Below are 12,517 nucleotides of genomic sequence, written 5' to 3'. Positions count from 1 at the left end.
ACTAAAGATGAACCACTTCGATTCGAAATCTATTTTTAAAACTCTCACGGGCTTTGGTGAGAGAATTTAAAAATATAAATTCTAGTACGAAGTGGTTCATCTATAATAATTTATACATACTTTCAGCTTATAAACTAATTTTAAATATAAGAAATTTTACCTTACTCTAAGGTTATAGCACTAACTGGGCATGAACTAGCAGCCTCTTCTGTATCATTAAGATCTGAGTCTAGTATCTCATCCTCAGTTGCAACTGCCTTTCCATCATCCTCCATACAAAATACTCTTGAGCTAATCGATGCACAAAGTCCACATCCTATACATGCTTCTTTATCTACACAAGCTTTCATATATAATACCTCCAATTCTTTATAATTAAATTTGCTTACTTAAGCTTTGTTTAATTAAATTATAGTAAAATTCACAATATAATACATTGATTTAAATCACACTTTTACCTATCTTTTCTTAATATTTGTAAATACATATCTATCATCACATTAACATCACACAATTATTTTATAATTATACAGTAATCCCTATATATAATTGTTTTGTGCTAATAATTTCTAACATAGGAAACATATTTATAGTTGCTAAAAGGAGAAATAGTTTAATGAAATTGAAATATATCCATAAAAAGATTAGGTGGGAACTTTTCGAAAACAATTCTAAATTGTTCAAGTTTATTACTCTCATAACTTTTTTTGTTGCAATAATTATAGAAATATATGATTCTAGCAATCATCCTAATCCTACATTTGTTCTTATAATGATTGCTTCAGGAATATCTCTTTTCAATATATATCAGCATTTATTTATAAGCTTTGCTACTGTAGCTGTAAACACATATTTTTCTCCATTTTTCCAAAGAGATCCACTTAATGGATCAATTCATGATATTATCCACTATTTGATGTACTTTTTTCCAAACTGGATTTCTTATTTTTTAATAGGCTTCATTATTACTTATTTAATAAAGGTCCATAGCAAACATAATAAAGATACTGTAGATTTTATTAAAACTTTAGCGAGAACTATCGAATCAAGAGATTCTTACACAGCATCCCATTCTAAAAATGTTGCTAAATATTCTGAGATTATTGCAGAAAGATTAAAATATTCTAAGGCTGATTGTGAAACAGTCTATGTTGGTGCGCTACTTCATGACATCGGTAAAATAGGTATAAGCGATGGTATATTAAATAAGCCAATAAAGCTCAGTAAAGAAGAATATAAGCTAATCCAGCAACATCCAACAATTGGACATGATATGCTTAAATTAGTAGAGAACTTTAATGAAAACAAAATATTAGATATGATTTTATATCACCACGAAAGATACGATGGACTTGGTTATCCTAATGGGCTGATAGGAGATGAAATTCCTCAATGTGCTGCTATAATAGCAGTTGCTGATGCATTTGACGCTATGACTTCAAATAGAGTTTATAGAAAAAGTCTCGATCCAAACTATGCAATTAATGAATTAAGTAAAAATGCTGGAACTCAATTTGACCCACTAGTTACTGCTGTATTTATTAAATATCTATTGGAAAATCCTATTGATTCTCACTATAAAGGCGATTTAATTTTACAAAATCTAAGCTAGCTTAAATATTTATAATTACTTGATAGAATTACATTTATATTTAAACTTTAAAAGTATTTACTGTAATGGCCATTTTGACTATTACAATAAATGCTTTTATTTTTTATCCTAAAATAATGTTCTTTATTACTTTTTTCACAACACAAAGTATAACAAATTTAATAAGGAATTTTATGCTATTCTCATTCATATTCATCTGAAAGTGAAATAATTTGATTCATAAAAGAATATAAATATGCTGTATTAATTAATATGAATTGAAATAATTCATATTTATAGGACTCCTAACTCAACTACTACGTTGTACATTCCACTGATAATCCTCTAAAGCCTAGATTATCGATCAAGTATAACTTAAGTTTCGATGCAGAAATCCTTTATAGAGTTCCAAGCTCAACTATTAATTTATACATGCTCGAAAATCCCAAGAAGCCGTGATTTTCGAACAAGTATAAATTAAATTTCGGCATAGGAACTCTTTAGATAGAATTTAATAATAAAGAGGTGTTATATATGAAAATTAGTAAAAAGACTGAAATTATCAAACTTTACGAAGAAGGCCTTAGCATAGAAGATATCGCAAGTAAAGGGTTTACAAAAAAATATGTGAAACATGTTTTAAAGAATGCTAAATTACTTAATGAAGCTATATCTGCTGCATTGCCCACAGAAGTTTTGGAACCTGTTACTGCAGAAGAACCAAAGACTGAAATTGCTGAACCACCTGTTGTAGAAGAACTTCCTACCGAAGTTGAAACTCCCCCAGAAGAAGGTAACAACTCAAGTAGTCTTAGAGAAGTGATTACATTACTTGAATCTTTAGAAAAATCATCTACTAAAGTTGATATTAGTCTAAACATATCTGTAAAAATAGATATTGATAATACTATTAAAACCGGGGAAAATAACTAAATCTAAACATAATGACCGTCTACAATATTGTAGGCGGTCATTCTATTTAAATTTATACTTATATTTTCTATATCCAGTGACTTAAGATTTTTACTCAGTATTAAACTATTATTGTTTATTGTTTTTTGTCTATAAGATACATGATTAAACCTTAGTTTTTCTATAAGCTACATGCCTAGTAACCCTTAAGGTATTATCTTCTCCAGGAAAATACACTGGATTAATTCTATTGGTCTTGTATAACTCAATAGCATCAACAGCATCTAATGATAACTCATTAAAGCTCATCATTCCATACATCCTTGGTGGAAGAATATAAATAGGTATATCAGGATTTAAAGTTTTTATAATTTTTTTTACATCTGTAATTAAATGAGGACAACATACTATAATATCAAACTCAGAAACTTTCTTTACAGCTAATTGAAATGGTGAAAACTCGATATAAAAATCATTTTGCATATTATTATCTAATATCTCCTTTTCAACTTTTTGAGCCAAAGCACTTGAAGAGAATCCCCCAAGACAACATAAAAGAATCTTTATCATTTTTCACTCCCCCATATTTAACAATTGTTTGCAAAAATACATTACTAATTTGTAAACAATAATAACAATGCATATATAGGTATATAAATATCCACAAAAACTCCCAAATAAAATTAATCAACTTTTATTGTCACACCTAATAATCATTCTTATATTATTGTATAACGTTTTCATGATTTACTTTTTATTATATCATAAACCAATTTCATTAAACAGATATACAATGATACTTAAAAATATCTGTCATGCTTAATAACTTTTTTGTATCTACAAGTAAAAATACAGGGTATTAGTGTTTATATTAAACTAATTATCCTGTATTTTATATAACCTAGAAACAACTTAGTATTATAGTTGTTTTAGCCTTATTTCGTTATCGATATTAGATAAAAAATCTTCAATATTTACAGAACCTTCTTCACCATTTTTTCTGCTTCTGAGAGAAATTGTTTTTGTATTTCTTTCTTTTTCACCCACAATTATAATATAAGGCACTCTTTCATTTCTAGCTTCTCTAATCTTATAACCTATCTTCTCGACTCTATTATCTATCTTAACTCTAATATGATTTTCTTCTAGTTTTTTTACTACTTCATCTGCATACTCATTAAACTGATCTGATATAGGAAGTACTTTAACTTGAACTGGTGATATCCAAGTTGGAAATTTTCCTTCAAAATGTTCTATTAGTATCCCAATGAATCTTTCAATGCTTCCGAAAATTACTCTGTGTATAACAATAGGTTTATGCTTTTCACCATCACTACCAACATACTCTAAATCAAACCTTTGAGGAAGCTGAAAATCTAGTTGTATTGTGCCACATTGCCATGTCCTGCCAATACTATCTTCAAGATGAAAATCTATTTTAGGACCATAAAAAGCTCCATCTCCTGGGTTAATCTTAAAAGACATATTTATTTCCTCTAAGGCATTTTTAAGTGATTCTTCAGCAATTTCCCATTCACTATCACTTCCCATTGAATTCTCCGGTCTTGTTGAAAGTTCAACATTATATTTAAAACCAAATCGTGAATATACTTCATTTATAAGTTTAATTACGCTCTTTATCTCATCTTTGATTTGCTCAGGTAACATGAATATATGCGCATCATCTTGAGTAAAGGCTCTTACTCTCATAAGCCCATGTAAAGCACCAGAAAGCTCATGTCTATGCACTCTTCCCAGTTCTGCAGCTCTAATCGGAAGCTCTTTGTAAGAATGTGACTCAGATTTGTATACTAACATTCCACCAGGACAATTCATTGGCTTTATTGCATATTCCTCTTCATCAATATTTACTGTGTACATGTTTTCCTTATAATGATACCAATGTCCTGAAGTCTGCCATAGATCTCTGTTTAATATAAGTGGTGTTTCAATTTCCTCATATCCATACTTTCTATGAAGTTCTCTCCAGTACTCAATTAACTTATTTTTCAATACTACACCATTTGGAAGAAAAAATGGAAATCCTGGTCCTTCATTCATTAAAGAAAATAGCTTAAGTTCTTTTCCAAGCTTTCTATGGTCTCGTTTTTTGGCTTCTTCCAACATATTTAAATATTGATCTAACTCACTCTTTTTTGCAAAGGCAGTACCATAAACTCTTTGGAGCATCTTATTTTTCTCATTGCCTCTCCAATAAGCCCCTGCAACTGATAGTAGCTTAACAGCTTTTACCTTTGAAGTAGAAAGTACATGTGGACCTGCACATAAATCAATAAAGTCACCTTGTTTAAAGAAAGTTAACTCTTCATCTTCTGGTAAATCATTTATAAGTTCCACCTTATAACTTTCACCTTTTTCCTCCATAAGCATTAATGCAACCGCTCTAGATAATACACTCCTTTCAAGTTTTAAGTCTTCCTTAATTATTATCTTCATTTCTTCTTCAATTGCTTTAAGCGAATCTATAGTAAGTGTTTCTTCCATATCAAAATCGTAATAGAATCCACTATCAATTGCTGGACCTATAGTTAGTTTAGCACCTGGATATAAGCGTTTTACCGCTTGAGCTAATATGTGTGCTGCGGTATGCCTTAAAGCCCTTCTTCCTTCTTCTTCATTTGAATCAATAACACTTCCATCTTTTAAAATAACTTTTAACATGATAGTCCTCCTTTTATAAAATTTAGTTTTAATATATATAAAGTCGCTGAAGCGACTTCCTTCAGTGATTTTTTTTTGCGCATCTGTCTTTTTGAATACGTATGAGGAAAATTTGACAGGCTACATATTCTTTTTTTATTCTTTAATTTTTTTGTTTTAAACCTATTACGCATACTTATAGATCTTACTTAGTTATAAATTCCTCAAAAATAAAAAATAAAACCCGTCCCCACAGATAAGGGACGAGTTTAATCGCGATTCCACCCAAATTATAGTAGCTATACTATCAACTACTATCACTCAAAATCCATAACGCAGATTTGCGTAAATTGCCTACTCTTCCTCTTCATTGCTTTTAAATATTCAATTTTAAAATTACTAAAGTGGTAAATTTAAAATTATATTGTTCAATAACTTTTATCTTTTTACTTTATCTCGTAAAAAGCATATAAACCCATTGAAGTATCTACGTTTAACTAGCTTGAAAATTTTATAATTTCCTATACAATAAAAAAACTCATCCCCTATAAGGGACGAGTATATCGCGATTCCACCCAAATTACAGAAGTAAGCAATTAGCTACTTCTATCACTCAACACTTTTAACGCAAGTTTACGGAACTACCTACTATATATTTCAGCAGTCAACTCAGAGGTGGTTTTCAATAATACTTATTTAAGAAACCTTTCAGCCGGTGAGTTTCTCTCTCTTTCAACAGTAAATTATTTACTCTTCCTCTTCATAGTTTTTTGTTAATATTCATTTTATTCCTGAAAAATTATTTTGTCAACACTTTGTTTAATTACTATAAAAAAATATATAACTTTCAATTACCACACTTCACCAATAAAGATTAAATATACTACTTATTTCATTAATTTTTAGTACTACTTTAATTAAATAAAATAATTTAATTATCCTAACTTAAGTTCATTAGAAGCATACCTCACAAAATAGCATCATATTATTTATTATCATTAATTATAAGTAGGTGTAGTGATGACAATTTTTGATAATCTCAGTCCAGAAGATGCTCTTATCCTTACAAATGCAATTGCTATAGCTCTTGCCAAAGATAAAAATGCAGATGAAATAAATGTACTTGGTAACTTTATTGTAGGCGTTGGTTGTCTGTTATTAACATTAGCATCTCAAAAGCAATTCATAGCTACTGATGTAAATCCGACTGGTAACAATAATAATAACCCTGGTGATGATATTTTTGTTGGCTAGTATTAATACTTATATAAATATTAGTACATAATATAAAATTATTGTATGTACACAAAAAGAAGACAGCTCTATGCATCACATCCATAAAGTTGCCTTCTAATACTTGTAAAACACCTTAACTTTTCGCTTCAGTAATCAACTATACAGAGCATTACCGAAGTTTTTTCATATTCTATACTATTTTCTTGCTTTATTTTCTTTTGAAGTAAGATTTAATTATTAATAAAAGAGGATTCTTGAAGTTTACAATTCTTCACTTATACTTTTTTGGCTGTCTGAAACAGTGATATACATCAAAATAATAAGCTTTTCTATTATTAGTTTTTTCTTCTTCTCAATGGAATCACTACTCTCGCATATAAATTCTAATTCTGTTAAATACTTGTCCAGTCTAACCTTATGATAAATCATGAATCTTTCCATATAATTTTTAGATATACCTTCATCTATCCAAATATCTCTAGTAGTCTTTTTAGTAGCTTCCACTAAAGATAATACCTTACATAAAATCAAATCATTGCTATACCCTTCAGCTTCATCTAATTCTTTGTCCAGTATATTTATAAATTTTGTCCACTCATTTATCATTATCAGCATGACTCTTTTAATGTTTTCATCATTTATATTAGGCAAGCAATACTGTTTTATATCAGATATTTCATCATTGTAATTCTTTTTATTTTCGTCCTCAATCACAATTTGCCTTAAAGTATCATTCTTTATATTGGCCAAGATTATTTTTTTAATTCTTAATGGTAATGGTGCTCCTAAAGAATTAAGATTTTCTAGTGCACTAAAACTTTCAGTAAGAATGAGATAAGCTGTAATAAATTCAGTAAGAAGAGTTGTACTAAAAATCTCTTGTACTCCTATTTCTAAAAGTCTTACAACTAAAATACAAATTGAGTAAACTAATATTTTATCTAAGCCTCTTCTTAATCCTCTACTGTTTAATCTTTTAATTCTAGCTGCATAAATACATCCAGTTATTGTATCAATTATTATCATTGCACATAGCACAAGTAAAGCTAATTTAAATGGTGCAAATAAAGTTGTTATTGCAGCAAATATTATTTTTACATACCAAGCATTTTCTAACTTATATAGTTCCTGCATTTAATCACGTGATTTCTCCTTAGCTTAATATTTTTCTCTTCTTCCAATATAGCTTAGGTTACATTGCGCATTATAAAAATGAAAATTCATTTATATTAAATTTTATTCAGAAAATTACTAATTGTGATAGAATAACACTTAAAAGAAATTTCGTAATTATTTATTAAATAAAAGAAGTACTTTGATTAAATTAATTAAGCAAAATTAGCTCCAGCATCTTTTTATCTACTTCATCAAAATCCCCTATATGGCTCTTTAAATCCCAAAGCATAATATCTTCCATCTCATCATTTTCTTTAAAATCATCAATATGGTCTATATCTGCAAAATATGCCGTTCTGTATCGTATCTCTTCCTTTTTTTTATCATATATCTTAAATACTCCTTTAAACTGAAAATCACGTATTTTCTGATTAGTTTCTTCAAATAACTCCCTTACTGCACACTCCCTATAAGTCTCTCCTTCTTCAATCTTACCAGCAGGAAATTCCCACTGATTTCTCCACTTATTATGAGCAACCAAATACTTTCCATAGCATCTTACAAATGCAAATGAACTTGTGACCGGTCTAATTTCAGTACTTTCCAGTAAATCTTTCTCCGTAACTTTTTTGTATTCTAATAACTGTTGACCACTTTTATTCTCTGCTAAAACCTTCATTGAATTCTCCTTAAACAATTGCATTTAGTGCAAATCAATTCTGACTATATATCACTTATCTTCTGTCCACATAATCCAAATTTAAAGCCCTCAAGAAACATTTTAAAGACTTTATTAATTTTATCAGCATTCTCTAATTCATTATTCTTTCTTATTACTTCAATTGCTGCTTCTATAGTGCATAAATTTCCTTCAACAACTCCTCTTCTTAAATTATATTCAGATTTAAAATCCACACTCAGTGAAATTCTCGGAAGTTCCTTTAAATATTCACTTCTCCTAAGTATCTTCTTAGCTTCTTTCCATGTTCCGTCTAAAAGAATAAATGCGGGAATTTTATCTGCATGATTATTCATAACTTCAACACTTTCTACATCTCTGCTTTCTTCTGGAAAAACAAGATATACATCATAAATATCCTGCTTTATGTTTTTGATTAACTCTTCAGGCTTTTTAGTTCTTTCCCATAAATATATATCTGTTGATTCTGGATTTACTAATTTTAAAATTCTTGCAGTATTAGAAGGTCTATAGAATTCTTTCTCTGTGGATAGTATCCATATCTTTGCTTTAGTATTAACTTTCGAAATTGTATTGCAAATACAATTTATATCAGGAAGACCACATTTATCGCAACTTTTATATAGTTTTGTGATTTGTTTAACCTTATAAATCGAATCCATTTTGCCTCCTTATTTAGGGTTACAACTTCAACTACTAAGCTATGCATGTCTACAGGGTATAGGTGCATGATTTTCGAACATGCATAACTTAAGCTCTCGTAATGGAACCCTATATCTAGTTCATCTATTAATATTATATTAAGTTAACGCGACCTACATTATTCTAATCTAGCCTTAAATATTCTTTATAATTAATAAAATTATATACTTTTTTTACACCTATGTCTTCCCGAATGTACATAAGGAAACTTACAGGCGACAAATTCTTATTTTTTATTCTTTAAGTTATATTATGTCATAAGTCTGTTCATATAATTATTCACATATATAATTAAGTTATAAATTCTTAAATAATAAAAAAAAGACTTCACATTTGTGAAGTCTTTTATGTATCGTAAGATACTGATTACCTAGCAACCACCTACTCTCCCACACAGTCGCCCATGCAGTACCATCAGCCGTCTAAGTCTTAACCTTCGTGTTCGGTATGGGTACGGGTGTAACCCTTAGACGCATCATTACTAGATCTTTGAAAGATTATTCTTTCAAAATTGCACTTAAGTTTACTTTGTAATAACATTTATTGGTCAAGCCCTCGACCTATTAGTATCGGTCAGCTGAACATGTTACCATGCTTACACCTCCGACCTATCAACCTCGTGTTCTTCGAGGGGTCTTACTAGCTTACGCTATGGGAAATCTAATCTTGAGGTGGGCTTCACGCTTAGATGCTTTCAGCGTTTATCCCTTCCCGACGTAGCTACCCAGCTATGCTCCTGGCGGAACAACTGGTGCACCAGAGGTCAGTCCATCCCGGTCCTCTCGTACTAAGGACAGCTCCTCTCAAATTTCCTACGCCCGCGACGGATAGGGACCGAACTGTCTCACGACGTTCTGAACCCAGCTCGCGTGCCGCTTTAATGGGCGAACAGCCCAACCCTTGGGACCTACTTCAGCCCCAGGATGCGACGAGCCGACATCGAGGTGCCAAACCTCCCCGTCGATGTGGACTCTTGGGGGAGATCAGCCTGTTATCCCCGAGGTAGCTTTTATCCGTTGAGCGATGGCCCTCCCACGAGGTACCACCGGATCACTAAGCCCGACTTTCGTCCCTGCTCCACTTGTGGGTGTCGCAGTCAGGCTCCCTTCTGCCTTTGCACTCTACGAACGATTTCCGACCGTTCTGAGGGAACCTTTGGGCGCCTCCGTTACTTTTTTGGAGGCGACCGCCCCAGTCAAACTGCCCACCTAACAATGTCCCGTCACCAGCTTCATGGTGCCCGGTTAGAATCCCAGTACTGTCAGGGTGGTATCCCAAGGACGACTCCACATCCCCTAACGAGGATGCTTCCAAGTCTCCCACCTATCCTGTACAGACAATACCGAAACTCAATGCTAAGCTACAGTAAAGCTCTACGGGGTCTTTCCGTCCAATCGCGGGTAGCAAGCATCTTCACTTGCACTACAACTTCGCCGGATTTACAGTTGAGACAGTGCCCAAGTCATTACGCCATTCGTGCGGGTCAGAACTTACCTGACAAGGAATTTCGCTACCTTAGGACCGTTATAGTTACGGCCGCCGTTTACTGGGGCTTAAGTTCACCGCTTCGCGTTACCGCTAACGATTCCCCTTAACCTTCCAGCACCGGGCAGGCGTCAGCCCCTATACATCAGCTTTCGCTTTAGCAGAGACCTGTGTTTTTGCTAAACAGTTGCTTGGGCCTATTCTCTGCGACCTACTCTCGTAGGCACCCCTTCTCCCGAAGTTACGGGGTCAATTTGCCGAGTTCCTTAACTGTAATTCTTCCGCCGGCCTTAGGATTCTCTCCTCACCTACCTGTGTCGGTTTGCGGTACGGGTACTACATTTCTCCCTAGAAGCTTTTCTTGGCAGCGTAGAATCAAGTACTTCAGCCTAAAAGGCCTTCCCCATCACACCTCAGCTAATACAGGCGGATTTGCCTACCTGTATACCTAAGTGCTTAGACTAGCATCCAATAGCTAGCACACTCTATCTTCCTGCGTCACTCCATCGGTAATAACGATTTGCAGTAGTATCGGAATATCAACCGATTGTCCATCACCTACGCCTTTCGGCCTCGGCTTAGGTCCCGACTAACCCTCAGCGGACGAGCCTTCCTGAGGAAACCTTAGGTTTTCGGCCACTAGGATTCTCACCTAGTTCTCGCTACTGATGCCAACATACTCACTCGTAATCAGTCCACCGCTCCTTACGGTACGACTTCAGCCCGATTACGACGCTCCCCTACCCCAGCAGATAAATCTGCTAGCCGTAGCTTCGGTGATAAGTTTGAGCCCCGAACATCTTCGGCGCAGGATCTCTCGACTAGTGAGCTATTACGCACTCTTTTAATGAGTGGCTGCTTCTAAGCCAACATCCTAGTTGTCTTAGAAATCCCACATCCTTTTCCACTTAACTTATACTTTGGGACCTTAGCTGACGATCTGGGCTGTTTCCCTTTTGACTACGGATCTTATCATTCGCAGTCTGACTGCCGGACTAATACTATATGGCATTCGGAGTTTGATAAGGTTCGGTAAGCGATATGCCCCCTAGCCCATTCAGTGCTCTACCTCCATTAGTCATATCCGACGCTAGCCCTAAAGCTATTTCGGGGAGAACCAGCTATCTCCGAGTTCGATTGGAATTTCTCCGCTATCCACAGCTCATCCCATGGTTTTTCAACACCAACGTGGTTCGGTCCTCCACGAAGTTTTACCTTCGCTTCAACCTGGCCATGGATAGGTCACCCGGTTTCGGGTCTACGGCATGCAACTAGTCGCCCTATTCAGACTCGGTTTCCCTTCGGCTCCGTACCTTAAGTACTTAACCTCGCTACATACCGTAACTCGTTGGCTCGTTCTACAAAAAGCACATCATCACACACATATGGTGCTATGATCGGTTGTAGGCACACGGTTTCAGGTTCTATTTCACTCCCCTCCCGGGGTTCTTTTCACCTTTCCCTCACGGTACTTCTTCACTATCGGTCATCAAGTAGTATTTAGCCTTGGGAGGTGGTCCTCCCTGCTTCCCACAAGGTTTCACGTGTCTCGTGGTACTCTGGAGCAGAACTATGGTCTTCTTGTTTCACTTACAGGACTATTACCTTCTACGGTGTATCTTTCCAGATATCTTCAATTACAATAGCCACCAATGTTATGTTCTGTCCGCAACCCCAAAGATAAATCTTTGGTTTGGGCTCTTCCGATTTCGCTCGCCGCTACTGACGGAATCGATTTTTCTTTCTCTTCCTCTAGGTACTTAGATGTTTCAGTTCCCTAGGTTTACCCTCCTATAGCTATGTATTCACTATAAGATACGTAGGGTTACCTACGTGAGTTTCCTCATTCGGAGATCTTTGGATCACAGGCTATTTGCGCCTACCCAAAGCTTATCGCAGCTTGTCACGTCCTTCTTCGGCTCTTGATGCCAAGGCATTCACCATGCGCCCTTTGTAGCTTGACCTAATGTCGTGTCATTATAACCGTCGCATTACTTAGTTATTTTCCTGCTTGGTTCTAATGTCACTCTTAATCTAACGCACAAATTATATTTCTGCACTCAAAAAAAAGTACATTGCATACTGTACGGTTGGACTATAGATACATATTATCT

9 protein-coding genes, 2 rRNA genes and 1 other annotated feature are annotated in these 12,517 nt (G+C 34.2%); of the genes, 3 read left to right on the top strand and 8 right to left on the bottom strand.

Translation table 11 applies throughout. The features are described from left to right. Positions 1–161: 161 nt before the first annotated feature. Positions 162–350: a ferredoxin gene (locus bsdtw1_RS08470; RefSeq protein WP_183277147.1), complete on the bottom strand. Its 189-nt coding sequence runs from the start codon at positions 348–350 to the stop codon at positions 162–164. Positions 351–616: 266 nt separating this feature from the next. On the opposite strand from bsdtw1_RS08470, the gene bsdtw1_RS08465 reads away from it, so the two are divergent. Then, positions 617–1,612 carry an HD-GYP domain-containing protein gene (locus tag bsdtw1_RS08465; RefSeq protein ID WP_244638131.1) on the top strand — a complete coding sequence of 332 codons (996 nt, stop codon included), beginning with the start codon at positions 617–619 and terminating at the stop codon, positions 1,610–1,612. 513 nt (positions 1,613–2,125) lie between these two features. Then, on the top strand, positions 2,126–2,524 hold the full coding sequence (locus bsdtw1_RS08460; protein ID WP_183277146.1) for a hypothetical protein: 399 nt from the start codon (positions 2,126–2,128) through the stop codon (positions 2,522–2,524). A 144-nt stretch (positions 2,525–2,668) separates the two neighbouring features. Here the strand turns inward: bsdtw1_RS08460 and bsdtw1_RS08455 are convergent, their stop codons facing one another. Next, positions 2,669–3,073, bottom strand: coding sequence for a PTS sugar transporter subunit IIB (locus tag bsdtw1_RS08455; protein WP_183277145.1), 405 nt, complete (start codon positions 3,071–3,073; stop codon positions 2,669–2,671). 348 nt (positions 3,074–3,421) lie between these two features. Further along, positions 3,422–5,254 (bottom strand): threonine--tRNA ligase, encoded by a 1,833-nt coding sequence (gene thrS / locus bsdtw1_RS08450; protein WP_503826564.1) that lies wholly within the window; start codon positions 5,252–5,254, stop codon positions 3,422–3,424. Between the two features lie 457 nt (positions 5,255–5,711). Further along, positions 5,712–5,937, bottom strand: a binding site (T-box leader). Positions 5,938–6,184: 247 nt separating this feature from the next. On the opposite strand from thrS, the gene bsdtw1_RS08445 reads away from it, so the two are divergent. Further along, a complete protein-coding gene (locus tag bsdtw1_RS08445) occupies positions 6,185–6,418 on the top strand; it encodes a hypothetical protein (RefSeq protein WP_183279889.1) in 234 nt (77 codons plus the stop codon). A 243-nt stretch (positions 6,419–6,661) separates the two neighbouring features. On the opposite strand, the gene bsdtw1_RS08440 is transcribed toward bsdtw1_RS08445, so the two are convergent. The 5 genes from bsdtw1_RS08440 to bsdtw1_RS08420 all read right to left on the bottom strand — a co-directional run bounded on the left by bsdtw1_RS08440 (position 6,662) and on the right by bsdtw1_RS08420 (position 12,367). Next, complete coding sequence (locus bsdtw1_RS08440) at positions 6,662–7,534, bottom strand: phage holin family protein (RefSeq protein WP_183277143.1); 873 nt, start codon at positions 7,532–7,534, stop codon at positions 6,662–6,664. Between the two features lie 190 nt (positions 7,535–7,724). Next, entirely contained in the window at positions 7,725–8,195 is a 471-nt protein-coding gene (locus bsdtw1_RS08435) for an NUDIX hydrolase (protein ID WP_183277142.1), read from the bottom strand. A 44-nt stretch (positions 8,196–8,239) separates the two neighbouring features. Beyond that, positions 8,240–8,878 (bottom strand): tRNA-uridine aminocarboxypropyltransferase, encoded by a 639-nt coding sequence (locus bsdtw1_RS08430; protein WP_183277141.1) that lies wholly within the window; start codon positions 8,876–8,878, stop codon positions 8,240–8,242. A gap of 408 nt (positions 8,879–9,286) precedes the next feature. After that, positions 9,287–9,404, bottom strand: a 5S ribosomal RNA gene (gene rrf / locus bsdtw1_RS08425). 57 nt (positions 9,405–9,461) lie between these two features. After that, positions 9,462–12,367: ribosomal RNA gene (locus bsdtw1_RS08420) — 23S ribosomal RNA — on the bottom strand. Positions 12,368–12,517 lie beyond the last annotated feature (150 nt).

Origin of the sequence: Clostridium fungisolvens (assembly GCF_014193895.1) — a bacterium.
GTDB lineage: Bacteria > Bacillota > Clostridia > Clostridiales > Clostridiaceae > Clostridium_AR > Clostridium_AR fungisolvens.
This window is presented reverse-complemented; position numbering and strand designations above follow the sequence as displayed.

Bases quoted from the DNA above. Each gene is read 5' to 3' on its own strand.
- bsdtw1_RS08455 (WP_183277145.1), bottom strand. From the start codon at position 3,073: ATGATAAAGATTCTTTTATGTTGTCTTGGGGGATTCTCTTCAAGTGCT.
- bsdtw1_RS08445 (WP_183279889.1), top strand. From the start codon at position 6,185: ATGACAATTTTTGATAATCTCAGTCCAGAAGATGCTCTTATCCTTACA.
- bsdtw1_RS08465 (WP_244638131.1), top strand. From the start codon at position 617: ATGAAATTGAAATATATCCATAAAAAGATTAGGTGGGAACTTTTCGAA.
- bsdtw1_RS08470 (WP_183277147.1), bottom strand. From the start codon at position 350: ATGAAAGCTTGTGTAGATAAAGAAGCATGTATAGGATGTGGACTTTGT.
- bsdtw1_RS08435 (WP_183277142.1), bottom strand. From the start codon at position 8,195: ATGAAGGTTTTAGCAGAGAATAAAAGTGGTCAACAGTTATTAGAATAC.
- bsdtw1_RS08460 (WP_183277146.1), top strand. From the start codon at position 2,126: ATGAAAATTAGTAAAAAGACTGAAATTATCAAACTTTACGAAGAAGGC.
- bsdtw1_RS08430 (WP_183277141.1), bottom strand. From the start codon at position 8,878: ATGGATTCGATTTATAAGGTTAAACAAATCACAAAACTATATAAAAGT.
- bsdtw1_RS08440 (WP_183277143.1), bottom strand. From the start codon at position 7,534: ATGCAGGAACTATATAAGTTAGAAAATGCTTGGTATGTAAAAATAATA.